Annotated in this window: 23 protein-coding genes and 1 tRNA gene; 18 read left to right on the top strand and 6 right to left on the bottom strand. The window is 67.8% G+C overall.

Features of this window, described 5'->3' with window-relative positions:
- Positions 1 to 46: 46 nt before the first annotated feature.
- The 3 genes from DTQ71_RS07515 to DTQ71_RS07500 form a co-directional block, all read right to left on the bottom strand.
- Positions 47 to 778: a DUF6065 family protein gene (locus tag DTQ71_RS07515; protein ID WP_109563646.1), complete on the bottom strand. Its 732-nt coding sequence runs from the start codon at positions 776 to 778 to the stop codon at positions 47 to 49.
- Positions 779 to 788: 10 nt separating this feature from the next.
- Positions 789 to 3,212 (bottom strand): caspase family protein, encoded by a 2,424-nt coding sequence (locus tag DTQ71_RS07510; RefSeq protein ID WP_170125332.1) that lies wholly within the window; start codon positions 3,210 to 3,212, stop codon positions 789 to 791.
- A gap of 810 nt (positions 3,213 to 4,022) precedes the next feature.
- Entirely contained in the window at positions 4,023 to 4,610 is a 588-nt protein-coding gene (locus tag DTQ71_RS07500) for a L,D-transpeptidase (protein WP_109563643.1), read from the bottom strand.
- A gap of 195 nt (positions 4,611 to 4,805) precedes the next feature.
- Here DTQ71_RS07500 and DTQ71_RS07495 point away from each other — a divergent pair, with 195 nt between their 5' ends.
- A complete protein-coding gene (locus DTQ71_RS07495; RefSeq protein WP_170125331.1) occupies positions 4,806 to 5,921 on the top strand; it encodes a DUF805 domain-containing protein in 1,116 nt (371 codons plus the stop codon).
- A 117-nt stretch (positions 5,922 to 6,038) separates the two neighbouring features.
- Here DTQ71_RS07495 and DTQ71_RS07490 read toward each other — a convergent pair whose 3' ends face one another.
- A complete protein-coding gene (locus tag DTQ71_RS07490) occupies positions 6,039 to 7,535 on the bottom strand; it encodes a CoA-acylating methylmalonate-semialdehyde dehydrogenase (RefSeq protein WP_109563641.1) in 1,497 nt (498 codons plus the stop codon).
- A gap of 97 nt (positions 7,536 to 7,632) precedes the next feature.
- On the opposite strand from DTQ71_RS07490, the gene DTQ71_RS07485 reads away from it, so the two are divergent.
- Complete coding sequence (locus DTQ71_RS07485) at positions 7,633 to 8,514, top strand: LysR family transcriptional regulator (RefSeq protein ID WP_109563640.1); 882 nt, start codon at positions 7,633 to 7,635, stop codon at positions 8,512 to 8,514.
- A gap of 86 nt (positions 8,515 to 8,600) precedes the next feature.
- The gene (locus DTQ71_RS07480) at positions 8,601 to 8,927 is read left to right on the top strand and encodes a hypothetical protein (protein WP_146204813.1); all 327 of its coding nucleotides are present in this window, start codon (positions 8,601 to 8,603) and stop codon (positions 8,925 to 8,927) included.
- 27 nt (positions 8,928 to 8,954) lie between these two features.
- Here the strand turns inward: DTQ71_RS07480 and DTQ71_RS07475 are convergent, their stop codons facing one another.
- Positions 8,955 to 10,097, bottom strand: coding sequence for an amidohydrolase (locus DTQ71_RS07475; RefSeq protein WP_109563638.1), 1,143 nt, complete (start codon positions 10,095 to 10,097; stop codon positions 8,955 to 8,957).
- Positions 10,098 to 10,202: 105 nt separating this feature from the next.
- Here DTQ71_RS07475 and DTQ71_RS07470 point away from each other — a divergent pair, with 105 nt between their 5' ends.
- From DTQ71_RS07470 to DTQ71_RS07460, 3 genes are all read left to right on the top strand, one after another.
- The gene (locus DTQ71_RS07470) at positions 10,203 to 10,637 is read left to right on the top strand and encodes a CBS domain-containing protein (RefSeq protein WP_109563637.1); all 435 of its coding nucleotides are present in this window, start codon (positions 10,203 to 10,205) and stop codon (positions 10,635 to 10,637) included.
- 64 nt (positions 10,638 to 10,701) lie between these two features.
- A complete protein-coding gene (locus tag DTQ71_RS07465; protein WP_109563636.1) occupies positions 10,702 to 11,907 on the top strand; it encodes an acyl-CoA dehydrogenase family protein in 1,206 nt (401 codons plus the stop codon).
- Between the two features lie 52 nt (positions 11,908 to 11,959).
- Complete coding sequence (locus DTQ71_RS07460) at positions 11,960 to 13,009, top strand: phosphotransferase family protein (protein WP_245947307.1); 1,050 nt, start codon at positions 11,960 to 11,962, stop codon at positions 13,007 to 13,009.
- Between the two features lie 13 nt (positions 13,010 to 13,022).
- On the opposite strand, the gene DTQ71_RS07455 is transcribed toward DTQ71_RS07460, so the two are convergent.
- Complete coding sequence (locus DTQ71_RS07455; protein WP_109563635.1) at positions 13,023 to 13,835, bottom strand: glycosyltransferase; 813 nt, start codon at positions 13,833 to 13,835, stop codon at positions 13,023 to 13,025.
- 281 nt (positions 13,836 to 14,116) lie between these two features.
- On the opposite strand from DTQ71_RS07455, the gene rpsL reads away from it, so the two are divergent.
- From rpsL to rplL, 12 genes are all read left to right on the top strand, one after another.
- Complete coding sequence (rpsL, locus tag DTQ71_RS07450) at positions 14,117 to 14,488, top strand: 30S ribosomal protein S12 (protein WP_109563634.1); 372 nt, start codon at positions 14,117 to 14,119, stop codon at positions 14,486 to 14,488.
- A 147-nt stretch (positions 14,489 to 14,635) separates the two neighbouring features.
- Positions 14,636 to 15,106: a 30S ribosomal protein S7 gene (gene rpsG, locus DTQ71_RS07445; RefSeq protein ID WP_109563633.1), complete on the top strand. Its 471-nt coding sequence runs from the start codon at positions 14,636 to 14,638 to the stop codon at positions 15,104 to 15,106.
- Positions 15,107 to 15,192: 86 nt separating this feature from the next.
- Entirely contained in the window at positions 15,193 to 17,316 is a 2,124-nt protein-coding gene (gene fusA, locus DTQ71_RS07440) for an elongation factor G (RefSeq protein WP_109563632.1), read from the top strand.
- A 95-nt stretch (positions 17,317 to 17,411) separates the two neighbouring features.
- Positions 17,412 to 18,587: an elongation factor Tu gene (tuf, locus tag DTQ71_RS07435; protein WP_109563631.1), complete on the top strand. Its 1,176-nt coding sequence runs from the start codon at positions 17,412 to 17,414 to the stop codon at positions 18,585 to 18,587.
- Between the two features lie 419 nt (positions 18,588 to 19,006).
- Positions 19,007 to 19,082, top strand: a tRNA-Trp gene (locus DTQ71_RS07430).
- 414 nt (positions 19,083 to 19,496) lie between these two features.
- A complete protein-coding gene (locus DTQ71_RS07425) occupies positions 19,497 to 20,897 on the top strand; it encodes a methyl-accepting chemotaxis protein (protein WP_170125330.1) in 1,401 nt (466 codons plus the stop codon).
- Positions 20,898 to 21,390: 493 nt separating this feature from the next.
- The gene (secE, locus tag DTQ71_RS07420; protein ID WP_109563629.1) at positions 21,391 to 21,585 is read left to right on the top strand and encodes a preprotein translocase subunit SecE; all 195 of its coding nucleotides are present in this window, start codon (positions 21,391 to 21,393) and stop codon (positions 21,583 to 21,585) included.
- A 155-nt stretch (positions 21,586 to 21,740) separates the two neighbouring features.
- Entirely contained in the window at positions 21,741 to 22,274 is a 534-nt protein-coding gene (nusG, locus tag DTQ71_RS07415) for a transcription termination/antitermination protein NusG (protein WP_109563628.1), read from the top strand.
- 143 nt (positions 22,275 to 22,417) lie between these two features.
- Entirely contained in the window at positions 22,418 to 22,867 is a 450-nt protein-coding gene (rplK, locus tag DTQ71_RS07410; protein ID WP_109563627.1) for a 50S ribosomal protein L11, read from the top strand.
- On the top strand, positions 22,867 to 23,574 hold the full coding sequence (rplA, locus tag DTQ71_RS07405; RefSeq protein WP_109563626.1) for a 50S ribosomal protein L1: 708 nt from the start codon (positions 22,867 to 22,869) through the stop codon (positions 23,572 to 23,574). Before rplK ends, rplA begins: the two co-directional genes overlap by 1 nt.
- Before the next feature lie 300 nt (positions 23,575 to 23,874).
- Positions 23,875 to 24,393, top strand: coding sequence for a 50S ribosomal protein L10 (rplJ, locus tag DTQ71_RS07400; protein ID WP_109563625.1), 519 nt, complete (start codon positions 23,875 to 23,877; stop codon positions 24,391 to 24,393).
- 68 nt (positions 24,394 to 24,461) lie between these two features.
- Positions 24,462 to 24,842, top strand: coding sequence for a 50S ribosomal protein L7/L12 (rplL, locus tag DTQ71_RS07395; protein ID WP_109563624.1), 381 nt, complete (start codon positions 24,462 to 24,464; stop codon positions 24,840 to 24,842).
- Positions 24,843 to 25,298: the final 456 nt, after the last annotated feature.

Raw genomic sequence — 25,298 nt, 5'->3', positions numbered from 1 at the left:
CGCCCTACGGGCAGCCGATCTGACGTTCATCCACGGACGGGCGCGCTCAGCTCTCGTCCTTGAAGGGCGACAGACGGAGCTTGGTGAAGTGCCGCCCATCCGGTGCGTCCCCGTCCAGATCGACGCCCTGGCTGTAATGCTTCTGCCAGTCCTCCTTGATCTGCTCCGAGGGGATGTCCTTCAGGCTTTGGTTGAAGGCCTCCCGCGAGGCGCTCCAGGCGTCGAGCTTGCGCTTGGTTTCGGGCTCGGAGGCGAGCGGCTTGCGGATGGGCCGGGTCGCCGCGATGGCGGGGATGTCGATGGGCAACAGGTGGCAGAAGGGCTCGCCCGCCTCGAAGGTCACGGGATGATGCGGACGGGTGAACATCCAGTTCATCGTGAAGGTGAAGGGACTCCACCAAGTTTCGACCACGGCATCCAGGGCCGCGATCCCATCTTTGGGGCGGTTCATCGGGCCGCGCACCATCAGGCTGATGCCGGGATCGGTGCGGAACAGCGCGTTGACGTGGAAGGTCAGGACCCCGTTTCCGAAATGGCTCAGCGCGGGGGTACCGCGCGTCTCCGACAGGATCACGGCGTCGAGCCCCGGTTTGCCGGTCCAGACCGCGGTGAAGGTCTCGGGCACCAGGATTTCCCAGCCGCAGGCATTGGCGAGGGTCAGCGGGAGGCAGCGATAGGCGAAGCGTTGGGGCGTGGCCTCCATCCAGTCCCGCTTGCCCGGGGCCGGGCGGATGTCGAGCGTATGCCCGTCGAGGGTGAGACAGCGGAGTTCGGTCATCGCGCGGGGGTCAGTAGAGATCGACGCGGAAGGGCTGTTCCTTCCAGAACAGGCTGGCGAGATAGACCGCCCGCTCCGCCGGGTCGGTCGGCACCGTGGCGCCCGGGTCGAGCCGGTCGACCACGCGCGCCAGCGTCGTCCGGCTGTCGGGGCCGAAGGCGCCGTCGACGGCGATCTCTCCCTCGATCCCGGTCAACTCGATCAGGTCGCGCAAGAGGAGCTGGGCGCCGCCATCGATCTCCCGCGCCCCGAAGCCGTCGAGCCGCGCCCGCGCGTCGGGGGCGTAGCGGGCATTGCCAAGCGCCGCGCCCTTGGCGGCTATGGCGGCGGCGTCGAACGGCGTATAGCCCTCGACCCCTGTCCCGCGCAGCAGGTCTACCGCGACCACGGCAGAGAGCGCGTGGCCCCGCTCCAAGCCCTGTAAGTAATAGCCGAGCGCCGCGGCCGGGTCGGGCGTGCCGGTGGCGGACCCATCGGCCAGGGCGACGCCCACGGAATAGGGCGCGAACGGGTGCCCGCCCTCGGCGGCGCGGCGCATCCAGCGATAGGCTTCGCCCGGGTCGGGCGCCAACGCGCCCAGGCCGATGGAATGGGCATAGCCCATGCCGTAATAGCCGTAGACATCGCCGCGCCGGGCGCTCTCGCGGTAGTAGCGCAGGGCGCGGTCCGGGTCGTATTCCTCCGTGCCTTCGCGCAGATAGATCGCGGCCATGGCGTTCATCGCGAAGGTGTGACCGACCTCCATGGCGCGCATGATCAGGTCGTAGCCCTCGATCTGGATCGCGTCCGTTTCGCCGAATTCCATCAGCTGGCGGCCGAGCGCGTGAAAGGCGTAGGGATCGCCCTCCTGCGCGCCGCGCGCGTAGAGTTGCAGGACCGCGTCGGACGCCTTGCGATAACCATAGCCGCCCGAGCGCCGCTCCTCGTCGAAGAGCGAAGCGCCGAGCGCATACCAGGCGCGGGTATGGCCCCGCTCGCGGGCCGCTGCGAAGGCGTCGCGCGCCTCGTCGAAGCGCAGCAGCGCAGTGAGCGCACGTCCCCGCTGATAGTGGAAGCGGCCCACCTCGGGCTGCGCGGCGATGGCCGCGTCGCAAGCGGCCAGCGCGATCTCGGGGCGCAGTTCGTTGGGGTAGCGTGTGATCCCCATCCCATCGGGATCGAGATGGTCGCCCGCCTCGAAGTCGCAAGGGTCGATGGCCAGATCGAGCAGGACGGTGCGCGGCTGGCCGTCGACCTCGATTTCGAAGCGGTCGGCGATCAGCGGCTCCTCGAAAGAGGTCGCGGGCCGTTGCAGCGAGCGGTTCGAGAGCATCAGATCGGGCAAGTCCGCCGCGCTCAGGCTGCGGCCGACCATGTCACGGTCCACGCCGCGGTCGTCCCGCAAGGTCAGGCGTCCCGTCTCGGGCGGCGCGGTCACCGCGATACGGGCCTCGGGCGACAGGTCGAGCGCCTCGGCGAGGGCCGGGCCGATGGCGACCTGGGGCCGGAATTCCGCGGCGATGCGCGCGGCGGCATGGGCCGCCACCTGCGTCGGGAGGCTGTCCCGGATCTCCTCGCCCGTCACCGCGATCATGGCGAGGCCGCGGGCTTGGCCCGTGCCGGAGGAGGCGACCTGGATCGGCCGCTCCAGCGCGGCGCCGATGCCGAAGCTCGCCTGCTCGACCAGGGTCGAGCTGTCCCAGGGGATCTGACGGCCCTGGGTCTGGGCATAGACCCGGCGGCGCACGCCTTCGAAGACCTCGGAGACGCCCGCATCCGCATCCTCGGAGACTTCGGTGACGAAGGCGGCGGTGAAGGGGCTGTTTTCGCCCTCCCCGTCAAAGGCGACGGAGCCGGGCGCCGTCGAGAAGACCAGCATCGAGTTGAGCGGTGCCGCCTGGGAAGTGAAGCCGGTCCGCGTCTCACGCAGGTCGCTGCCGCGTTCGGTCATGGCGACGCGGCCGGCGAAGGGATTGTCCCGGCACGAGTCGAGCATCACGATCTGAAGCCGCGCCCGCGCCCCGACGATGCCCACCAGGGAGCCGAGCGACACGGACTCGAACGGCACGTCATAGGGGCTGTCAAAATCGGCATCGACGGGGACGAGATAGTTCTCCGACCCGATCTGAAAGCCGTGGCCGGCGTAGAACACGACCACTTCCGTATCCTCATCCACGTCGAACAGGACGCGGCGCAGGACGTTCTCGAAGCCCAGCTTGTCGATGTCCTCGTGGTAGGCGACCTGGTATTCTTGCGTGCGGAGGAACGCCGCCATGGCGCGGGCGTCGGCATGGGCGTTCGGCAGGTCCGGGATGCTTGCGTAGTCGGAATTGCCGATCACAACCGCATAGCGCCGCGACGGACGGGTCGCCGGATCGAAGTTTCGCAGGGGCGCGATCCTGGCGGTGGGCTGCACCAGTTCCTCGAGCGCGCTGCCGCGCTGCGCGGCAGCCATGTGGGCGGTCACGCAGGCGAGCGCCAGGAGGCTTGAACCGAGGAGGGCCTCTCTCCGTCGCATCGCCTCAATCCCAAGGATCGGGAGATGGCGGAGGCGGCGGTGGAGGTGGCGGCGGTGGAGGCGGCGGCGGTGAGGCGGGCGGCGGCGGAGGCGGAGGCGGTGAAGACGGCGGCGGCGGAGGCGGTGAGGACGGCGGCGGCGGTGGTGAGGACGGCGGTGGCGGAGGCGGGCTGCTTTGACGGCTGGCCGATACGCCGTCCCCGTCGTCACTGCCATTGGCAGTTGCGGCCATGTTGGACCTGTCGGGCGCGTCAGGCGGGACGCAGGCGCTGATCATCAGCAGCGCGAGGGTGCTGAGCGCGAACTTGCTTGTCGGCGTCACGATGATCCTCCTGCGACAGCACCGCAGGCGCGGTGGTGGAGCGGTCTTGAGGACATCCCGGAGCCGCGATCGGAAACCGCGGCGTAACGGCACGTCCTCCTTGACCCATTGCTCGCCATCGTAGGCGTGGATTGACCCAGCGTCCACAAATTCGTGACCGCGACCGCCCGGCGCGGATCCGGTGGATCGGCGATGTGGGGGGCCAGGATCGCCCCTGGACGCGCTTACGCGGGTCATGTCGACGACGCGCGATGGAGAAGAAAGAGCGTCCTCAAAACGAAAAGGCCGCGGGACAGCGCGCCGCGGCCGAAATCGGACTGATTAGGGCGGCACCGCGCGGCCTCGATCTCGGTCCGAGCGCCGACGAACCCGAGCCCGGGGGGGACAGGTCCGGGGTTAAGGTCTGCCGCGACCGGGAGGCAGGCTCAAATCACGCGGACCTGGGCGCCGATCGGAGTGATCTCGAACAGCTCCGCGATCTTTTCGTTATAGAGCCCAATACATCCCGAGGACGACCGGCGCCCGATCTTGCGCGTGTCGTGGGTGCCGTGGATCAGATAGGCCGGCCAGCTGAGATACATCGCATGGGTGCCCAGCGGGTTACCGGGTCCGGCGGGCATGAAATCGGGCAGGGAGGGGTCGCGCTCGCGCATGCTGGGCGTGGGCGTCCAGGTCGGCCCGACCTTCTTGCGGACGATCTCGGTATAGCCGGTGCGCGTCAGCTCGTCGGTCATCGGCACCGAGGTCGGATAGAGGCGGTAATCCGTGCCGGTCGCATCCCAGTAATGCAGCGCGCGGCTCACGGTGTCGCAGATGATCGTCGCCTTCCCGAGGCTGTCGAAATGGTCGCGCCAGTCGATCCGCTGGAAGCTGGAGATATTCCGGCGGGCTTCGGTCGGAGGGGTCATACCGCCGAAATCTTCGAGGGCGCGGGTCTGCGCGCGTAGCACGGAGGGTGCCGCCAATGCGGCGGTCGCCCCGAGCAAAAGGCTGCGGCGGGTCGTTTTGGCCATGGGGGTCTCCATACGTCTCCGGTCAGGCCGGGACGTTAACTCTTTCGAGACGCCGTCTCAACGGGAGGGGCGTTCACAACTGCGCGGGTGAGGCATCCTTGCGCGGGCAATTGCCGAACCGGCACCGGACAATCGCAGGATCCGGGCCTCATTCTGATGCGAGCCCCCTCGGGGACATTACCCGGAGAAGTTATTATGGGCCCGATAGACGCCACACTCCGCTGCCTCGCGCGGCCCTTCAGCTGGAGCGGCCGGGCCGCGCCGTCGGAATATTGGTGGTTCACCCTCGTCTATTGGATCTTCGGGAGCGCGGTCTGGCTGGGCCTGCTCTGGCCGTTCCTCGAGTTGGCCTGGCTCGAGGCGCAGGGAATGCCGCAGCGGATCGACCCGGTGCTGATGCGGGACCGGTTGATCATGTTGGGCTGGGCGACCGTGCTTGGTACCTGGCCGATGCTCAACGCGCTGGCGGTCGCGGTCCGGCGACCGCACGACACCGACCGCAGTGGCTGGTGGTACTGGATCCAGCTCGTGCCCTTCGTGGGCTGGCTCATCCTGCTGGTTCTGCTGATCCTCCCCGGCGATCCCGGGCGCAACGCCAATGGCAAGCCGCCGGGCGGCGGGTCGGGCTATGCGCCCGGCGAGGTGGGCCGCCCCGCCGATGTTCGGGCACAGGACCCGCCGCCGCTGGACCCCTCGCTGCGCGCACCCGTCGAGATGGGCCCGCTCCGCGTCACGCTGAGCTGTCTCGCGGCGCCGTTTACCTGGAGCGGGCGTGCAGGGCCCGGCGAATACTGGTGGTTCACGCTCGTCTCGGTCAGCGCGTCGATCCTGGCGCTGACCTACCTCGCTTGGCCCGTCTTCGCCGAGATCGATGCCTGGGAGGCCGCCATGCAGGCCGAGCAGGACCGGGCCTACAAGGAAATCCGCGCCGTGCAGCCGATCCCCTTCCCCGATCTCCGCCCGGCCTTCGAGCAGAACCTGATTGGCTGGATCGCCTTTCTCCTGCTCTGCGTGCCTGTCGGTCTGTCGAGCTGCGCGGTCACGGTGCGCCGGCTGCATGACACCGATCACAGCGGCTGGTGGTATTGGATCGCGCTGGTGCCGGTGGTGGGCGTGATCTTCCTGATCGTGCCGCTGGCCGCGCCGGGGCAGATGCACCGCAACCGCTTCGGCCCGGGCCGAAGCGTGCGGCGCGAAGCGTCGATCCGGGGCAGCGACCTGCCCGTTGTGCCGCGCGACCCGCTCTCGGAGCTCCGTGGGGCCGATGCGCTGCGCGCCCTGCGCCAATCGCGGATGGAAGGCGGCTCATAGCCCCGAAAGACGAAGGCGCGCCGGTCGGGGACCGGCGCGCCTCGTCCGCGCATCGCGGGCATGCGATATGGGGCCTCTCGCCCACGCGCCCCGACAGGGCGGCGCGCGGGCGCGGTATCACTCCATCAGCGGGATCGAGAACTCGCCGCCTTCCTTGATGCCCGAGGGCCAGCGGGCGGTGACCGTCTTGGTGCGGGTGTAGAAGCGGAAGCTGTCCGGCCCGTGCTGGTTCAGGTCGCCGAACATGGATTTCTTCCAGCCGCCGAAGGTGTGATAGGCCAGCGGCACCGGGATCGGCACGTTGACGCCCACCATGCCGACATTGACGCGCTTGGCGAAGTCGCGGGCGGCGTCGCCGTCACGGGTGAAGATGGCCGTGCCGTTGCCGTATTCGTGGTCCATGGCGAGGCCCAGCGCCTCTTCGTAGGACTGCGCGCGCACGCAGGACAGGACGGGGCCGAAGATCTCCTTCTGATAGATCTCCATGTCCTTGGTGACGCGGTCGAAGAGATGCGCGCCGACGAAGAAGCCATCCTCATAGCCCTGCATCTTGAAGTCGCGCCCATCGACGACGAGCTCCGCGCCCGCGTCCACGCCGGACTGGATCAGGCGCAGAATGTTCTCCTTGGCGGCCGCCGTGACCACGGGGCCGAAATCGACGTCGTCGCCCGCGGTGTAGGGGCCGACCTTGAGCGACTCGATCCGGGGAACCAGCTTTTCGATCAGCCGGTCGGCCGTTTCGTCGCCCACCGGAACCGCGACCGAGATCGCCATGCAGCGCTCGCCCGCGGCACCGTAGCCCGCACCGACCAGCGCGTCGGCGGCCTGATCCATGTCCGCGTCGGGCATGATGATCATGTGGTTCTTGGCGCCGCCGAAGCATTGCGCGCGCTTGCCGTTGGCGGCCGCGCGCTCGTAGATGTAGGCCGCGATCGGGGTCGAGCCGACAAAGCCCACCGAGGCGATGTCCGGATGGTCGAGGATCGCGTCGACCGCGACCTTGTCGCCGTTGACGACCTGGAGCACGCCCTTCGGCAGGCCCGCCTCTTCCATCAGTTCGGCCAGCATCATCGGCACCGAGGGGTCGCGCTCGGAGGGCTTGAGGATGAAGGCGTTGCCGCAGGCGATGGCGGGCGCGAACATCCACATCGGGATCATGGCGGGGAAGTTGAAGGGCGTGATGCCCGCGGTCACGCCCAGCGGCTGGCGCATGGAATACATGTCGATGCCGGGGCCGGCGCTGTCGGTGAACTCGCCCTTCAGATGGTGGGGCGCGCCGATGCAGAACTCGACCACCTCCAGGCCCCGGGTCACGTCGCCCTTGGCGTCGGGCAGGGTCTTGCCGTGCTCGCGGGAGAGCGCTTCGGCCAGCTTGTCCATGTCGCGGTTGAGCAGGTCCACGAACTTCATCAGCACGCGGGCGCGGCGCTGGGGGTTGGTGGCGGCCCAGGCGGGTTGCGCGGCTTTGGCCACCTCGACGGCGCGGTCGAGATCGTTCGCGGTGGCAAGCGCGACCTTGGCCTGCACCTCGCCGGTGGCGGGGTTGTAGACGTCCGCGTGGCGGTCCGCGCCGTTGACCTGGGCGCCGTCGATCCAATGTCCGATCTGCTGCATCTGGAGTCCTCCTCTTTGGGCGCGGTCTAGCGCAGGCGGTCTTGCGGCGATAGGGGCGGCTGGGCAGGTTGGTCTTGCGGATATGCAAGGAGGGGGCATGGACTGGGACGATCTGCGCGTGTTCCTGGGCGTGGCCCGGAGCGGCTCTCTCGCGGAGGCGGCCAAGGGGTTGCGGCTGGACCCGGCGACGCTGTCCCGCCGCATCGCGCGACTGGAGCGGGCGGCGGGCGCGACGCTGTTTCTGAAATCGCCTCGCGGCTACGCGCTGACCGAGGCGGGGCACCGCCTCTTGCCCCATGCCGAGGGGATGGAGGCGCGCGCCCGGGCGGGGGAGGCGGCGCTGGCCGGGGGCGAGGCCTTGCGCGGCCGGGTCCGCATCGGCGCGCCGGACGGGATCGCCAACTACGTTCTGCCCGGCGTGGCCGCGCGCATCGCCGGCGCGCATCCGGGGCTGGGGCTCGATATCGTGGCGCTGCCCCGCGTCTTCGATCTGGGCCGGCGGGAGGCGGATCTGGCCGTCACCGTCTCTCCCCCAAAGGCGGGCAGGCTGATGGTGCGCAAGCTCTGCGATTACCGCCTCAGTCTCGCGGCGCGCCGCGACTACCTCGACGCCCATCCGCCGATCCGCACCCGCGACGATCTGCGCGGCCACCGGATCGTGGGCTACATCCCCGACATGATCTTCGACGCCGATCTCGACTATCTCGGAGAGGTCGGAGCCGAGACGCCGGGGCTCGCCTCCAACTCCGCCTCGGTGCAACTGGGGCTGCTGCGCGCGGGGGGCGGGATCGGGATCGTCCACGATTTCATGCTGCCCGCCGCGCCGGAGTTGACCCGCGTGCTCCCGGACGATGTGCGGCTGACCCGCGCCTACCACCTGACCCGCCATCGCGATGCGGCGGGGCCGCTGGTCACGCGCGTCGCGGACTTGCTGGCCGAGGGCGTGCGGGCGGACGTCGCGCGGTTGGAAACGGAGTGAACACGGCCGGGTTGCGGAAAAATCGTGGCCAGAATGGGGCGGACGGTGCCATGACTAAGGCAGTTCGCTGAAAGGTATGTCCGATGATGCTCCGTTTCGCTTCCGCCGCGCTTTGCGCCCTGCTGCTTGCCCCGGCCGCCCAGGCCCAGGTCGCCTCACCGCAGGTCTTGTGCGGATCGATGGGAGCACTTGCCGTCTCGGTGATGCAGAACCGTCAATATGGCGTGTCCCGCGCTGACATGCTGGCGCTGGCCCCCGAGGAGGGGGAGGAGGTCCAGGTCTTCCGCGCCCTGATCTCGGAGGCCTACTCGGTGCCCATCCAGGAGACCCGGCTGGGCCGCGAGAGCGTCATCGACGGGTTCCGGAAGGCCATCGAAGCCAGCTGCATCCAGACGATCCGCGGCATCACCTGACCGGGCGGCGCCGGTCCGCGCGCCCCGTCAGCCGCCACGGCTGAGCGCCAAGCGCGCGGTCCCGGCCAAGGTTGCCGCGCCCGGCGCGATCAAGCGGTCGTCGAAATCGTAGTCCGGATTGTGCAGGGCCGGGCCCGGTCCCGCTCCGAGCAGCAGCATCGCGGCGGGGCAGTCATGGCCGAAGCGGCCGAAATCCTCAGACGCGCGCAGAGGCGTGCCGTGCAGCGCCTCCAGCCCCGCCGCCTTCGCCGCCTCCCGCAACAAGGCCGCCGCCTCGGGGTCGTTGACCCCGGCCAGGAAGCGGTCGTGTTCCGTGATCTCCACGGACAGACCGTCCGGCTGGCCGATCAGGGCGCGGGCCTCGGCCTCCAACGCAGCCAAGGCCGCGTCCGAGCTCGTCCGTAGGGTGGCGAAGACCTCCCCTCGGCCCGGCGCGATCCCGAAAGCCGGCGCCCCCAGCCGCGCATGGGTCAGCGTGACGAGGCGGAAATCCGGCGCGGGAAACACCGCGCGGGAGAGGGCGGGCAGGGTGTCCATCAGCCGGGCGAGTTCCGGCGCGGGAGAGCGTCCGGTCTCGGGCGCGCTGGCATGGGCCTCCACCCCCGTCAGGGCGATGGCAAGGCCGACGGAGGCGGCGCTGGCCAAGCCATCGGGCACATGCGCCACGCCGCGCGGCAGATCGGGCAAGTTGTGGAGCGCGAAGGCCCAATCCGGTGCGAGCGGGGCGAATCGCGGATCCTCGCAGACGGCGATTGCGCCGGAGCCGTCCTCTTCGGCCGGCTGGAACATCGCGATCACGCGACCCCGCGGCGGCGGATCGCGCCGCAACAGGCGCACGGCGCCCAGGAGCGTGGCCATATGCCCGTCATGGCCGCAGAGATGCGCGACACCCGGCGTCTCGGACCGCCAGGCGGGCTGTCCGGTCTCGGCGATGGGCAGCGCGTCGAGTTCGCAGCGCAGAAGCACCGTCGGCCCTGGCGCGCCGCCTGGCACGATCCCGGCCACGCCATGCCCGCCCAGGCCCGTCACCACCTCCACCCCGAGGGCGCTCAGCGCCTGGGCGACGGTCGCTGCGGTCGCCGCTTCGGCCCCCGACAAGTCGGGGCGGCGATGCAGGTCGCGGCGCAGCGCGATCAGCGCGCCAAGATCGTCGTCGGTCAGTCGGTCCATCGGCGGCATCCTGGCGCGGGACGCCGCCGCTGTCACGCAGGCTTGACTTGATGCCCGGTCAGCCCGACGCTGAGTTGACATCTGGAGGTTTGGGAGGACCACGACATGTTCGTCACGAAGATAATGGACCAGAAGGCGACCAAGGGCGTGCTAACCATCGACCCCGGCGCCTCCATTGCCGACGCCGTGGCTGAACTCGCCGCTCGCCGCATCGGTGCTCTGGTCGTCAGCGCAGACGGTCGCACGGCGGACGGGATCCTGTCGGAGCGCGACATCGTGCGCGAGATGGGCAAGTCGGGCGGCGACGTGCTGGCCAAGAAGGTGTCGGACTTGATGACCAGCAAGATCGAGACCTGCGCGCCGAACGCCCGCTCCGAAGCGGTGCTCCAGAGCATGACCGATGGCCGCTTCCGCCACATGCCGGTGGTCGAGGACGGGCTGCTGATCGGGCTCATCTCGCTGGGCGACGTGGTCAAAGCGCGCCTCAGCGAAGTGTCGATGGAGAAGGACGCGTTGCAGGCGATGATCGCCGGCAACTGACGGGCGGCTTGCTTCGGGCGGGCGGGCGGCGCAGTCTGGCCCTCCCGCAGCCGGAGCCCGTGCCATGGACCTGACCATCCCGCCCGAGATCGCGCGCCTGCGCGATCGCATCGACGCGTTCGTCGAGGACCACCTTTTGTCCCTCGAGTCCGATCGTTCGGCCTGGGACGCGCATGAGAACATCGCCGAGGGGCCTCTGGCCGAGATGCGCGCCAAGGCGAAGGCCGAGGGGCTCTGGTGCCTCTCCCTCGCCCCGGAGGTCGGCGGACAGGGGATCGACATGCGCGGCATCGCCGTTCTCTACGAGGCGATGAACCGCTCGATTTTCGGGCCGGTCTGCTTCAACGCCGCCGCCCCCGATGATGGCAATATGCGGGTGCTGGCCCAGCTGGGGACCGAGGCGCAGAAGGCCCGCTGGCTCGCCCCGATCGTCGCGGGCGAGGTCCGCTCCGCCTTCGCCATGACGGAGCCCGCGCCCGGCGGCGGCTCCGATCCCGGCATGATGCGGACGACCGCCACGCGGGACGGCGACGCCTATGTCGTGCACGGGCACAAATGGTTCATCACCGGCGCGGAGCTGGCCGAGCACTTCATCCTGCTCGCGCGCACCTCCGAGGACGCGCGGCGCGGCCACACCGCTTTCCTGTTCCACCGTGACGATCCCGGCTGGCAGATCCTCCGCCGCATCCCGATCATGGGCCCGGAGGAGCATGGCGGCCATTGCGAGCTGCGCTTCGACGGGCTGCGCATTCCGGCCGAGAACGTTCTCTTGGCGGAGGGCAGGGGCCTGAAGGTGGTCCAGACCCGCCTTGGCCCCGCGCGGCTGACCCATTGCATGCGCTGGCTGGGCCTCGCCAAGCGCTGCGTCGAGATCGCCACCGACTACGCCGCCACCCGCGAAGGCTTCGGCATGCGGCTGGCCGACCGGGAGAGCGTGCAGGTCATGCTGGGCGACCTGGCGATGGAGATCGAGATCGGCCGGATGCTGACCATGAAGGCCGCCTGGGAGATCGACCGCGGCGGCTATGCCCGCAAGGAGGTCTCGATGGCCAAGGTCCAGGTCGCGAACCTGCTGCACAAGGCCGCGGATGTCGCGATCCAGATCAACGGCGCGCGGGGGTACAGCCGGGACACGGTGCTGGAGTGGATCTACCGCTACGCCCGGCAGGCGCGGCTGGTCGATGGCGCCGACGAGGTCCACAAGATGGTGCTGCACAAGACCCTGGTGGCCGAGGGCCGGGACTTCTGGCGCTGGGAGACGGCCGAATGACCGGCCTCGATCCCGCGCGCCCCCGCCACCCATCACGGGTTCGAAAATACTCATGGTGCGCCGCACGCTACCCGGCACCGGCCTCGGGATGGCGGGCCTGATGGACGTCACTGCCCTGCGACGCCTCCTGGCCGAGCGACTCGGCCCCGATGCGGGCCGGTTCGAGCTGACCCCGATCAGCGGGGGGCAGTCCAACCCGACCTTCTTTCTCGACCATGGCGCGCGGCGCCTGGTGCTGCGCAAGCAGCCCGACGGGCCGATCCTCAAGGGCGCCCATGCCATCGACCGCGAATATCGCGTGCTCGAAGCGCTCGCGCCGACCGACGTGCCGGTGCCGGCCCCGGTCCTCTACCACGCCGACCCCGAGCCGCTTGGCACGCCTTTCTACCTGATGGAGCGGGTCGAGGGCCGCGTCCTGACCGACACCGCGCTGGCCGAATTGCCGCCGGACCAGCGCATTCCGACCTGGATGGCGGTGGCCGACGCGCTGGCCGCGATGCATGGGATCGACCCGCAGGCGGTGGGCCTCGGCGATTACGGCCGCCCGGGGGATTACTTCCAGCGGCAACTCGCGCGCTGGGACCGGCAATATCGCGCCTCGCCTTCGGAGCCGATTCCCGAGATCGCCCACCTGCATGCCTGGCTCACCGCGAACCAGCCACCGGATGACGGGGCCGTCGCCCTGTGCCACGGCGATTTCCGGCTGGGCAACATGCTGTTTCATCCGACCGAGCCGCGCGTCGTTGCGATTCTCGACTGGGAACTGTCGACCCTCGGCCATCCGCTGGCCGATCTCGGCTTTTGCTGCATGCCCTGGCACACGGCGCCGGAGGAATATGGCGGGCTGCTGGGCCTCGATCTCGTGGCGCGGTCCCTTCCGGAGGAGTCCGCCTTCGTTGCCCGCTACATGGCGGTCCGGCCGGGCTCCGCGCCGCTCCTGCCGTTCCATCGGGCCTTCGCGCTCTACCGCTTCGCAGTGATCTTCGTGGGAATCGCCGACCGGGCCGCGGCGGGCTCCGCGGCGGATCCGGAGGCGGCGAAGCTCGCGCCTTTGGCCCGTCGCTTCGCCATCCGGGGGCTGGAGGTGAGCGAAAGGGGCTGAGCCGGCGCGGGCGTCAACCGGCCGCGAAGCTGCGGGCGATCGCCGGAAGGTCGAGCCCGAACCGCGTCTCCAGCGCCGCGGCCTGTGCGGGGCTTGCCGGGCGCAGTCGGCCCAGCGCGTCGGGCATGTGGCTGTCATTCGTCCCGTCGATCCCGCGCAGCCACATGCGCGGTTCGGGGAAGGTGAGCGCGGGCATCAGGCGGGCCAGCTTATGATGGGGAAAGTGCAGCGCGGTGCGCCGCGCGCCCGGGCGCAGCACCAGGGCTTGGGCGACGCCCAGATGGGGGCGCGTCACCTCCTCCACCAGCGGGCCCGCCGGGGTGAGGCGCAGGAAATAGCCCTGGTTGAAATCCACCGCCATCTTCCCGTGGCGCCTCCAGAGGGGCAGGGCGTCGGTCACCGCCGACCTGAGCCGTTCCACGAAATCCAGCGCCACCCCGTCGTCGTCATCCTGGCGGAACTGGATCGAGGGCGGGCCGGGGGCGCGCAGGCGGGCGCTCACGATTTGGCCCATGGCGTCGCGCTGATTCATCGGCGGATGAAAGACGACCTCGGCCCCGGGCACCTCTCCGGCCAGCGCCAGAAGGCGGCCGCGCCATGGCTCCGGCAGTCGGTCGCCGGTGACGATCAGGGTCCGGAAGCCCATATCGGTCTGACGCCGGAGCGTGCCGAGGCAGACATGCTCGAGCGTGCGCAGCCGCGCCTCCATCCGCGCGGGGGCCCAGAGATGGGCGGCGCGTTCGGTTACGCTGCGGTGCTCGGTCTGGAAGGCGCCGAGGCCCGGATAGGCGAAGCGGACGAGGGCTAGGATCTGGAAATCGGCCATGGGCGGCAGGCTGGACCGCCCTTGTGTCACGGGCAAGGCTGCGCGTTGACACCCCCCGGCCGATCGCTTATGAGCCGCCTCAATTCGGTCGGGCTGCGCATGCGCGCGGTCTGTCCGGCACGCCAGAACCGTCGGTCAAGATCCGGGATACTGCTTCCCGCATCCTCTGTCAGCCAACCGCATCGTCCAGGTCGGAATTCCGGGCGCTTGCGGCCCGACGTGTTTTGTCCGGGTCGGTCGTGCCGGACGAGAGACAGGACAAAGAGACGGAAGCCAGTTACATGCCCACCATCCAGCAGCTTATCCGCAAGCCGCGTCAGCCCAAGGTCAAGCGCTCCAAGTCGCTTCACCTGGAGTCGTGCCCCCAGAAGCGCGGCGTCTGCACCCGCGTCTATACCACGACCCCGAAGAAGCCGAACTCGGCCATGCGGAAGGTCGCCAAGGTCCGCTTGACCAACGGCTTCGAGGTCATTTCCTACATCCCGGGCGAGAGCCACAACTTGCAGGAGCACTCGGTGGTCCTGATCCGCGGCGGTCGTGTGAAAGACCTTCCGGGCGTGCGCTATCACATCCTGCGCGGCGTGCTCGACACCCAGGGCGTCAAGGACCGCAAGCAGCGCCGCTCCAAGTACGGCGCCAAGAAGCCGAAGTGATCGCCTGAGCGATCACCCCGGGCACGACCCGGGGTCCCGTTGGCCCTGGCAGACCGATCCGGCACCGCGCCCAGGCCACCGCCCGACAGACACAGAGGCCCCGGATCAGGTCCGGGGCGCGATGCCCGAGAAACGAAGGATACCGAGATGTCCCGCCGCCACGCAGCCGATAAGCGCGAAGTCCTGCCCGACGCCAAGTATGGCGACAAGGTGCTGACGAAGTTCATGAACAACCTGATGATCGACGGCAAGAAGTCGGTCGCCGAACGCATCGTCTACAACGCGATGGATCGCGTCGAGAGCAAGATCAAGCGTTCGCCGATCGAGGTCTTCACCGAGGCCCTCGACAACATCAAGCCCTCCGTCGAGGTCCGCTCCCGTCGGGTCGGCGGCGCGACCTACCAGGTCCCCGTCGAGGTCCGCCCTGAGCGTCGCGAGGCCCTGGCGATCCGCTGGCTGATCAACGCCGCCCGCGCGCGCAACGAAAACACCATGGAAGAGCGTCTGGCCGGTGAGCTGATCGACGCCGTCCAGTCCCGCGGCTCCGCGGTGAAAAAGCGCGAGGACACCCACAAGATGGCCGACGCCAACAAGGCGTTCAGCCACTACCGCTGGTAAGGCCCGCGCCTTACACGACCGATATGTCGCGGGGGCCGCTCAAGGCCCCCGCACCCGTTTTCTCCTCCCATTCGAGGTAAAGCCAAATGGCCCGCGACTATCCGCTCCAACGCTACCGCAACTTCGGCATCATGGCGCATATCGATGCCGGCAAGACGACCTGCTCCGAGCGCATCCTGTTCTACACCGGCAAGTCCCACAACATCGGCGAAGTCCATGACGGCGCTGCCACGATGGACTGGATGGAGCAGGAGCAGGAGCGGGGCATCACCATTACCTCCGCCGCGACGACGACTTTCTGGCAGCGCCAGGAAGAGCCGACCAAGGACGGCACGTCGGATACCAAGTACCGGATGAACATCATCGACACGCCGGGCCACGTCGACTTCACCATCGAGGTGGAGCGCTCGCTCGCGGTGCTCGACGGCGCCGTCGCCGTGCTCGACGCCAATGCCGGCGTGGAGCCCCAGACCGAGACCGTCTGGCGCCAAGCCGACCGCTACAAGGTTCCGCGCATCGTCTTCGTCAACAAGATGGACAAGATCGGCGCCGACTTCTTCAACTGCGTCCGCATGATCGAGGACCGCACCGGCGCCCGCGCCGTGCCCGTCGCCCTGCCGATCGGCGCCGAGAACGAGCTCGAGGGCCTGATCGACCTCGTGACCATGGAAGAGTGGGTCTGGAAGGGCGAGGATCTGGGCGCGTCCTGGATCAAGCAGCCGATCCGCGACGAGCTCAAGGAGCTTGCCGACGAATGGCGCGGCAAGATGATCGAAGCGGCCGTCGAAGAAGACGACGACGCGATGATGGAATACCTGGAGGGCAACGAGCCCGACGTGGACACGCTGCGCAAGCTGCTCCGCAAGGGCACGCTGGCGCTGCACTTCGTTCCCGTGCTCGGCGGCTCCGCGTTCAAGAACAAGGGCGTGCAGCCCCTGTTGAACGCCGTCATCGATTATCTTCCCAGCCCGCTCGACGTGGTCGACTACATGGGCTTCCGCCCCGATGACGAGACCGAGACGCGCAACGTCGCCCGCCGCGCGGACGACGACATGCCGTTCGCCGGCCTGGCCTTCAAGATCATGAACGACCCCTTCGTGGGCTCGCTCACCTTCACGCGCATCTACTCGGGCGTTCTGAACAAGGGCGACACGCTCCAGAATACGACCAAGGGCAAGAAAGAGCGCGTTGGCCGGATGATGATGATGCACTCGAACAACCGTGAGGAAATCACGGAAGCGTTCGCGGGCGACATCATCGCGCTGGCCGGGCTGAAGGACACCACCACCGGCGACACGCTGTCGGACGTGAACGATCAGGTCGTGCTGGAGACGATGACCTTCCCCGATCCGGTCATCGAGATCGCGGTCGAGCCCAAGACCAAGGCCGACCAGGAGAAGATGTCCCAGGGCCTCGCGCGTCTGGCCGCCGAGGATCCGTCCTTCCGCGTCGAGACCGACCTCGAGTCCGGTCAGACCATCATGAAGGGCATGGGCGAACTTCACCTCGACATCCTCGTCGACCGCCTCAAGCGGGAGTTCAAGGTCGAGGCGAATATCGGCGCGCCGCAGGTGGCCTATCGCGAGACCATCGGTCACTCGGTCGAGCACACCTATACGCACAAGAAGCAGTCCGGCGGCTCGGGCCAGTTCGCGGAAGTGAAGCTCAACATCATCCCGACGGAACCCGGCGAAGGCTACAGCTTCGAGTCGAAGATCGTCGGCGGCGCGGTGCCGAAGGAATACATCCCCGGCGTCGAGAAGGGCATCCGCTCGGTCATGGACTCGGGCCCGCTCGCGGGCTTCCCGGTGATCGACTTCAAGGTCGAGCTGCTGGACGGCAAGTTCCACGACGTCGACTCGTCGGTCCTGGCCTTCGAGATCGCGGCGCGGATGTGCATGCGCGAAGGTATGCGCAAGGCTGGCGCCAAGCTGCTTGAGCCGGTGATGAAGGTCGAGGTGATCACCCCCGAGGAGTATACGGGCGGCATCATCGGCGACCTGACCTCGCGCCGGGGCCAGGTCAACGGCCAGGACACCCGCGGCAACGCGATTGCGATCGACGCCTTCGTGCCGCTGGCCAATATGTTCGGCTACATCAACACCCTGCGCTCGATGTCCTCGGGCCGCGCGCAGTTCACGATGCAGTTCGACCATTACGACCCTGTTCCGCAGAACATCTCTGAAGAGATCCAGAAGAAGTTCGCCTGACGCAGGCGGGGCGGGGACATCCCCGCCCTACCTCGGACCCAACCCGTAGGGCGGGGGTGACCCCGCCTTCCCTTTGAGACGAGAGGAGACCTTCGATGGCGAAGGCAAAGTTCGAACGCACGAAGCCGCATGTGAACATCGGCACGATCGGTCACGTGGACCACGGCAAGACGACGCTGACGGCGGCGATCACGAAGTATTTCGGCGACTTCAAGGCCTATGACCAGATCGACGGTGCGCCCGAGGAGAAGGCGCGCGGGATCACGATCTCGACCGCCCACGTGGAATACGAGACCGAGAACCGGCACTATGCCCACGTCGACTGCCCCGGCCACGCCGACTACGTGAAGAACATGATCACGGGCGCGGCGCAGATGGACGGCGCGATCCTGGTTGTGAACGCGGCCGACGGCCCGATGCCGCAGACCCGCGAGCACATCCTGCTGGGCCGCCAGGTCGGCATCCCGACGATGGTCGTGTTCCTCAACAAGGTCGACCAAGTCGATGACGAGGAGCTGCTGGAGCTGGTCGAGATGGAAGTGCGCGAGCTTCTGTCCTCCTACGACTACCCGGGCGACGACATTCCGATCATCGCCGGTTCGGCTCTGGCCGCGATGGAAGGCCGCGACCCGGAGATCGGCGAGGAGTCGATCCGCAAGCTGATGGCGGCCGTGGACGAGTGGATCCCGACGCCGGAGCGCGCGGTGGACCAGCCCTTCCTGATGCCTGTCGAGGACGTGTTCTCGATCTCGGGCCGCGGCACCGTTGTGACGGGCCGGGTCGAGCGCGGCGTGATCAATGTGGGCGACGAGATCGAGATCGTCGGCCTGCGCGACACCCAGAAGACGACCTGCACGGGCGTCGAGATGTTCCGCAAGCTGCTGGATCGCGGTGAGGCGGGCGACAATATCGGTGCGCTGCTGCGCGGCATCGACCGGGACGGCGTGGAGCGCGGCCAGGTTCTGTGCAAGCCGAAATCGGTGACGCCGCACACGAAGTTCGAGGCCGAGGCCTACATCCTGACCAAGGAAGAGGGCGGCCGCCACACGCCGTTCTTCGCGAACTACCGCCCGCAATTCTACTTCCGGACGACGGACGTGACGGGCACGGTTCAGTTGAAGGAAGGGACCGAGATGGTGATGCCGGGCGACAATGTCGGCTTTGGCGTCGAGCTGATCGCGCCGATCGCGATGGAGGAAGGCCTGCGCTTCGCCATCCGCGAAGGCGGCCGCACCGTCGGCGCCGGAGTCGTGTCGAAGATCATCGAGTAATCGATGATCTGACGCGCCCGGGGCTTGTGTCGAAGATCATCGAGTAATCGATGATCTGACGCGCCCGGACTGCCAGGGCGCGACAGACGACCCCGACCTACTGGAAGGGCCGCCTCCTAAGGCGGCCCTTTTCCTTTGCCAAGGCCCAGACCGGTCGCGCGCTGCGCTGCGGCCAGCAGAATACAGGTCCGAACGCGCTTCTTGCGCCGCCCGACCGCATGTCATCGCGCGGATCGGTTGGGGAGGATGATCGTCCCGGCTCCGCCGCTTGGCATGGTCGTCGAGATGCTGTGGGCCGGCGGGAATTGCCCGCCCGAGAACGAGTCGCTCCGAAGCCACGATTCGAGTGGCGGCCAAGGCGTCACGATGCGCTTCGCGTCTTGCCTCCGGCCCGGCTGCAGGATACGACCGCTCCCGACAGGGGTATAGCTCAGTTGGTAGAGCAGCGGATTCCAAATCCGCAGGTCGCGGGTTCGAATCCTGCTGCCCCTGCCAGACCGTCTCCAGACATTTCGCTTGCCTGTTTCCAATCCATGGAAAGGGTTTGTTCAGGTATCTGCGTTATCCGATCCCGAGGAGACCTTTCGGGAGGCAAGCATGTCGTCCACAACCAGAGCAGCCGCATCGGAGATGCCGGCTCCCGACCAACGGAACACGCTCCGGTTCGACCCCAAGCGCGCGGCGTCGATTGCGACGGGTATAGCGCTTCTGATCTCGCTCCTTCTTGCGGCGGCTATCTATGCGGTCACGTCGGCGCCCTCGGTTGCATCTGGCTGGCGATGGGGCGTGATTTTCTTGTGTTTCGCACCCCTGGCCGGGTGGGTCGTCGCCCTCATCGGCGCGCGGCGCACAGCCTTGTCCCTTCTGGCGGCCTTGCAAGAGAGCGCGTCCCCTCTTTTGCCCGAGGGCGTGGACAGCAGTTCGGTGCGGAACTCCGTTCAAGCCATCGCGGATGCGTTGGCGGCCGGGTCGAAATGGCGCGCACAGGCCGAAACCGATGGGGCGGCTCTCGCCATCGCCGAGGACGAGGTCGCGGCCCTCCGCGCCAAAGTCTCGGAACTCGAGACCGCGCTGGCCGACCAGCCGGAGCTCGTGTTGCCCGCTGCCGCCCCCGAGTCTCAGCTTGCACAGGACCTGTCGGCCTTTGTCGATCAGGTGCTCCGGGACGGGTTTGCCCATCGACTTCCGCCCGTCGGCGAAAGTGGGAATGACGCAATACGCGCCGATCTCAACCGCCTCCTGGCCTCGATCGAGGACGAGTTGGGGCAGGTCGTTTCCGTCACGGATCGGATCGCCCAAGGCGATTTGGGTGCGCGGCTCGGGACGAGCGGAGCGGGGGCCTTTGCGGAAACGCGGCGGTCGTTGAACCGCGCGGTGGAGGGCATGGAGGACGCCCTTCGCGGGTTGGTGCGCCATGCGACCAAGGTGCAGGACGAAACGGGCGACCTCTCCGCCTCGGCGGAAGACCTGTCCAAGCGAACGGAACGCACGGCGGAATCGGTGGCGGAAACGACCGGCGCCCTTGACCAGATCACCGACTCGATCTCAGCGACCGCGCAACTGGCCAAGGATGCGCTTAGTTCGACGGAGGAGGCGCGCGAGGATGCTCGGCAAAGCGACGTTGTAGTCCGCGAGGCGATCGATTCGATGCGCGAGATCCAGGCCGCCTCGACCGAGATCTCTCGCACGCTGACGGTCATTAACGACATCGCGTTCCAGACGAACTTGCTGGCGCTCAATGCCGGCGTGGAGGCTGCGCGCGCGGGGGAGGCGGGCCGCGGCTTTGCCGTCGTCGCTTCCGAGGTCCGGGCACTGGCCCAACGCGCGTCGGATGCGGCGCAACAGATTGGCACACTCATCAAGTCGAGCTCGGACCAGATCAATCTGGGTGTGCAGCGCGTCGCGCGGACTGGCGATACCCTCGTGACGCTCGGGGAGCGGGTCCAGAAGATTGGCGATCAGGTGGCCGAGATTTCAAGGGCGGCCGAGAACCAATCCGGCTCCGTCGTCGAGATCAACCGTGCCATGGGCGAGATCGACAGCGCGACACAGCAGAACACAGCCATGTTCGAGGAAATGTCCACGGCCAACCTCTCGCTCAAGAGCGCGGCCACCCAGATGCTCACGCTGATCGAACGGTTTGGCCGGGCGGATGCCGCAAGCTTTCACCAAGCGGCGGCGGATCAGGGCGCGAACAAAGGGCGGATGCGGTCTCACGAGTTCGGCATCCCGGTCGCGGATGCCGAAGAGGTGCGCCGCTGGGACCTGGCACTCGACCGGATGCCCTCAGCGGCGGCGGCCGGATCGTGAGGCCGCGCAACCCGCCGCCGGTGAGGTGGGCTGGCGGAACCCGCGGAAAGGTTGGCCCCGATATCGTATAGACTGCGGCCGGCCAGGGAACAGGACGCCGCGCCGGAGAGTCCCGTGCGACGGCTCCGGAGGGCCTCCGAACGCGGGAATCGGAATCCGGCGCGGCGGCCGGAGGGCGAGCCGAGACTCTCCTCGCACGACATGGGCCGGCCTGGGCCGAAGGCTCGGGAGGGGGAACGCCTGGGTGGCGATGGGGCCGCGCTTGTCCGGCGATAGCGATCCGTCCGGCTGTCTGTCCCTTGTCCCGTCCCGAGATGCGTCCAGCGCCTGCGTGGCGCTCGCTGCCTCGAACCCAACCTTTCCGGCTGGCCGGACGGAAAGGGCGGATGGCCGCCCAAAGCCGCGACACCCCGATGCATCCAGCTGACCCCGCGCGTCTTGCACCTCGGCGTCTCTGGGCCTATCTGCCTCCCCAGAAACGTGAGGACAGGCCGTGGCACGCACCAACCCGATTCAGTTCGTCCAGCAGACCCGGGCCGAGGTCGCCAAGATCGCATGGCCGGGCCGCCGCGAGGTCGCGCTTACGACCGTGATGGTGTTCCTCTTGGCTGTGATCGCCGCGACGTTCTTTTTCCTTGTCGATTTCCTGATTCGGTCGGGTCTGACGACGGTCCTCGAGGCATTCTGAAGGCTTCCCCTTGCGTCCGCTCCCGACGAGGGCTAAGGCGACGCTGAACTTGAGGATGTGGCGCGTGGCGAACGAGGCACGCGCCTCTTTCATCTTATCGGGGCCGATAGGGTCGGCCCGATGAACGGCTAGGTCGAACGGAGCGGACGGAGAAGATGGCGAAGCGGTGGTACTCGGTCAGCGTCCTCTCGAATTTCGAGAAGCGCGTCGCAGAGCAGATTCGTCAGGCTGTCGAGGAGCAGGGCCTCGGGGATCAGATCGAGGAGGTTCTGGTCCCCACGGAAGAGGTGCTGGAGGTTCGTCGCGGCAAGAAGGTGACTTCCGAGCGGCGCTTCATGCCGGGCTATGTCCTGGTTCGGATGGAGATGTCCGATGAGGGCTATCACCTGATCATGAACATCAATCGCGTCACGGGCTTCCTCGGTCCCCAGGGCCGTCCGATGCCGATGCGCGATGCGGAGGTGAACCAGATCCTCAACCGCGTTCAGGAAGGCGAAGAGGCGCCCCGCAGCCTTATCACCTTCGAGGTTGGCGAGAAGGTCTCGGTTTCCGATGGCCCGTTCGAGGGCTTCGATGGCGAGGTCGAGGAGGTCGACGACGAGGCGCAGTCGCTGAAGGTATCGGTCTCGATCTTCGGCCGACCAACTCCGGTGGAATTGAAATTCACGCAGGTCTCCAAGGCCGCGTGACGCGCGGGGGCCGCTTCGGCGGTCGTGGCGCAAGGGGCCTTCGGGTCCACGGACGTGGGAGGCGAAAGCCCAACCACGGCATGAGCGCGCTTTCGGGCGCAAATGTAGGGCGGGGATGTCCCCGCCGCCGATAGGAGAAGAGCATGGCGAAGAAACTCGTCGGCACGATGAAGCTGCAGATCCCTGCAGGTAAGGCCAACCCGTCGCCGCCCGTGGGCCCCGCCCTGGGCCAGCGCGGCATCAACATCATGGAATTCTGCAAGGCGTTCAACGCCAAGACGCAGGAGATGGAGCCCGGCGCTCCCTGTCCGACGGTGATCTCGTATTACCAGGACAAGTCCTTCACGATGGAGATCAAGACGCCGCCCGCGTCCTACTACCTCAAGAAAGCCGCCGGTCTGAAGCCGGTGGGCAAGCGCAACCGTCCGCGCGGGGCCGAAAAGCCCGGCCGCGAGACGATCGCGACCGTCACCGTCAAGCAGGTGCGCGAGATCGCGGAAGCGAAGATGAAGGACCTCTCCGCGCATAGCGTGGAAGAGGCGATGAAGATCATCGTGGGCTCGGCGAAGTCCATGGGCATCGAGGTGAAGTGATGGCGAAGCTCGGAAAGCGCGCGAAGGCGGCCCGCGAGGCGTTCGCCGGCAAGGAAAACGTCACGGTCGACGAGGCCCTGTCGCTGATCAAGACCAACGCCAAGACGAAGTTCGACGAGACTGTCGAGATCGCGATGAACCTGGGCGTCGACCCGCGTCACGCCGATCAGATGGTGCGCGGCGTCGTCAGCCTGCCCAACGGCACCGGCAAGACGGTGCGCGTCGCGGTCTTCGCCCGCGGCCCCAAGGCCGATGAGGCGAAAGCGGCCGGCGCGGATATCGTCGGCGCCGAGGATCTGATGGAGACTGTCCAGGGCGGCACCATCGAGTTCGACCGCTGCATCGCCACCCCCGACATGATGCCGATCGTCGGTCGTCTCGGGAAGGTGCTGGGTCCGCGCAACCTGATGCCGAACCCCAAGGTCGGCACGGTGACGATGGATGTCGCCGAGGCGGTCAAGGCCGCCAAGGGTGGCCAGGTCCAGTTCAAGGCCGAGAAGAACGGCGTCGTGCATGCCGGCGTGGGCAAGGTCTCCTTCGACGCCGATAAGCTGCGCGAGAACGTGCTGGCCTTCGTCGATGCGGTGTCCAAGGCCAAGCCGTCGGGCGCCAAGGGATCTTACCTCAAGAAGATCTCGCTCGCCTCTACGATGGGACCGGGCGTGACCGTGTCGGTCGAAAGCGCGACGGGCAACGATCCCGCCTGACCATTCCGCGCCCTTGCGAGGGCGCGGCTGCCTCTCCCCCGCCTCTTGGCAAGTCCGGGCGCGCGGGGTAGGGCAATCGCCAGGGCGCGCGGTCGATTCGGCCGGGCGTCCTTCTGTCCGAGACGGTGGGCTGTGGTGACACGCTAAGTCCTGCCCGAGACGGGAAAGTGCCAGATTTCCGACGGCGCGCGCGCGTGCCGGCCGATCTTGGGCGGACCCGTAAGGACCCGATGGCCGGGGCCTTTGCGCACCGGCTTCAATGAGCCGGAGGGTCGATCCCTCCATACTTGGAGAAGAACCGTGGATAGAGCCCAGAAAGAGAAAGTGGTCGAGGAACTCGGCCAGATCTTCGAAAGCTCTGGCGTCGTGGTGGTCAGCCGCTACGAGGGAATGACGGTCGCTCAGATGCAGGACCTCCGTTCGCGCATGCGCGAAGCGGGCGGCTCCGTTCGCGTCGCCAAGAACAAGCTCGCCAAGATCGCTCTCGAGGGGAAGGCTGCCAGCAGCATTTCCAAGTATCTCGAGGGCATGACCGTGCTCGCCTATTCCGAGGACCCCGTGGCTGCGGCCAAGGTCATCGACGCGTATGCCAAGGACAACCAGAAGCTGGTGATCCTGGGCGGCGCGATGGGCGAGACTGCTCTGGACGTCGACGGTGTGAAGGCCGTCGCGCAGATGCCCAGCCGCGAGGAGCTCATCGCGAGCATCGTCGGCTGCATCGGCGCGCCCGCTTCCAACATCGCCGGTGCCATCGGCGCGCCTGCTTCGAACATCGCGAGCATCCTGTCGACGATCGAGGAGAAGGGCGAAGCCGCCTGATCCTCGCGTCCCTCGCGGCTTTGCCGCGACATCGGAACACCAACCTTACAGAACTGGAAATCTGAACAATGGCCGATCTGAAAGCCCTCGCCGAAAGCATCGTCAACCTGACCCTGCTGGAAGCCCAAGAACTGAAGACCATCCTCAAGGACGAGTATGGCATCGAGCCCGCCGCCGGCGGCGCCGTGATGATGGCGGGCCCGGCTGGCGACGCCGGCGGTGCCGCTGCCGAAGAGCAGACCGAATTCGACGTCATCCTGAAGTCGGCCGGCGCCTCCAAGATCAACGTGATCAAGGAAGTCCGCGCGATCACCGGCCTGGGCCTCAAAGAGGCCAAGGAGCTGGTCGAGGCCGGCGGCAAGGCCGTCAAGGAAGGCGTCGACAAGGCCGAAGCCGAAGAGATCAAGGGCAAGCTGGAAGCCGCTGGCGCCGAAATCGAGCTCAAGTGATCTGCGCCGCCCTGCGGGGCGGACGGTCGGGGGGCGATCCCTCGGCCACGGATCGGGCGCGCCGGGTTTGGCGCGCCCTTTTTTTGTGGGGCACGACACGCTTCCTGTGACGCGGAAATCGTGCTAGCATCTTCATCAGACAGACGCACGCGACGCCTTCTTTCGGGCGGACCCGCGTGCTTTTCGCGATTGACGCGATCTGGGTCTTGAAGTTCGGTCGAATCCCGCTTAGTTCAGCGCTTCACTGCGCGTGGACCGTCCTTGACTCGTCCCAAACCTTCGCATCGCTGATCTCTCCAAGCGCCCGGCCGGCTGGGTGCTTTGACAGGTCAGGAGACTGGAACGAAGGCGCCCCCGTGGGACGGGGTGCCAGATGGTTCCGCCTCAGACGGCCTATCGCTGGCCCGCGGCGTCCGATGCCCGACGGACGGCCGCTGGCGCGAGACGAGAGAAAGA

The sequence above is a fragment of the Jannaschia seohaensis genome (assembly GCF_900116765.1).
Lineage (GTDB): Bacteria > Pseudomonadota > Alphaproteobacteria > Rhodobacterales > Rhodobacteraceae > Jannaschia > Jannaschia seohaensis.
The sequence above is the reverse complement of the archived record's forward strand: the minus strand, read 5'-3'. Positions and strand labels throughout refer to the sequence as shown.

Excerpts from the sequence above, each read along its gene's own strand:
- DTQ71_RS07515 (WP_109563646.1), bottom strand. The coding sequence starts at position 778 with ATGACCGAACTCCGCTGTCTCACCCTCGACGGGCATACGCTCGACATC.
- DTQ71_RS07510 (WP_170125332.1), bottom strand. The coding sequence starts at position 3,212 with ATGGCTGCCGCGCAGCGCGGCAGCGCGCTCGAGGAACTGGTGCAGCCC.
- DTQ71_RS07500 (WP_109563643.1), bottom strand. The coding sequence starts at position 4,610 with ATGGCCAAAACGACCCGCCGCAGCCTTTTGCTCGGGGCGACCGCCGCA.
- DTQ71_RS07495 (WP_170125331.1), top strand. The coding sequence starts at position 4,806 with ATGGGCCCGATAGACGCCACACTCCGCTGCCTCGCGCGGCCCTTCAGC.
- DTQ71_RS07490 (WP_109563641.1), bottom strand. The coding sequence starts at position 7,535 with ATGCAGCAGATCGGACATTGGATCGACGGCGCCCAGGTCAACGGCGCG.
- DTQ71_RS07485 (WP_109563640.1), top strand. The coding sequence starts at position 7,633 with ATGGACTGGGACGATCTGCGCGTGTTCCTGGGCGTGGCCCGGAGCGGC.
- DTQ71_RS07480 (WP_146204813.1), top strand. The coding sequence starts at position 8,601 with ATGCTCCGTTTCGCTTCCGCCGCGCTTTGCGCCCTGCTGCTTGCCCCG.
- DTQ71_RS07475 (WP_109563638.1), bottom strand. The coding sequence starts at position 10,097 with ATGGACCGACTGACCGACGACGATCTTGGCGCGCTGATCGCGCTGCGC.
- DTQ71_RS07470 (WP_109563637.1), top strand. The coding sequence starts at position 10,203 with ATGTTCGTCACGAAGATAATGGACCAGAAGGCGACCAAGGGCGTGCTA.
- DTQ71_RS07465 (WP_109563636.1), top strand. The coding sequence starts at position 10,702 with ATGGACCTGACCATCCCGCCCGAGATCGCGCGCCTGCGCGATCGCATC.
- DTQ71_RS07460 (WP_245947307.1), top strand. The coding sequence starts at position 11,960 with ATGGTGCGCCGCACGCTACCCGGCACCGGCCTCGGGATGGCGGGCCTG.
- DTQ71_RS07455 (WP_109563635.1), bottom strand. The coding sequence starts at position 13,835 with ATGGCCGATTTCCAGATCCTAGCCCTCGTCCGCTTCGCCTATCCGGGC.
- rpsL (WP_109563634.1), top strand. The coding sequence starts at position 14,117 with ATGCCCACCATCCAGCAGCTTATCCGCAAGCCGCGTCAGCCCAAGGTC.
- rpsG (WP_109563633.1), top strand. The coding sequence starts at position 14,636 with ATGTCCCGCCGCCACGCAGCCGATAAGCGCGAAGTCCTGCCCGACGCC.
- fusA (WP_109563632.1), top strand. The coding sequence starts at position 15,193 with ATGGCCCGCGACTATCCGCTCCAACGCTACCGCAACTTCGGCATCATG.
- tuf (WP_109563631.1), top strand. The coding sequence starts at position 17,412 with ATGGCGAAGGCAAAGTTCGAACGCACGAAGCCGCATGTGAACATCGGC.
- nusG (WP_109563628.1), top strand. The coding sequence starts at position 21,741 with ATGGCGAAGCGGTGGTACTCGGTCAGCGTCCTCTCGAATTTCGAGAAG.
- rplK (WP_109563627.1), top strand. The coding sequence starts at position 22,418 with ATGGCGAAGAAACTCGTCGGCACGATGAAGCTGCAGATCCCTGCAGGT.
- rplA (WP_109563626.1), top strand. The coding sequence starts at position 22,867 with ATGGCGAAGCTCGGAAAGCGCGCGAAGGCGGCCCGCGAGGCGTTCGCC.
- rplL (WP_109563624.1), top strand. The coding sequence starts at position 24,462 with ATGGCCGATCTGAAAGCCCTCGCCGAAAGCATCGTCAACCTGACCCTG.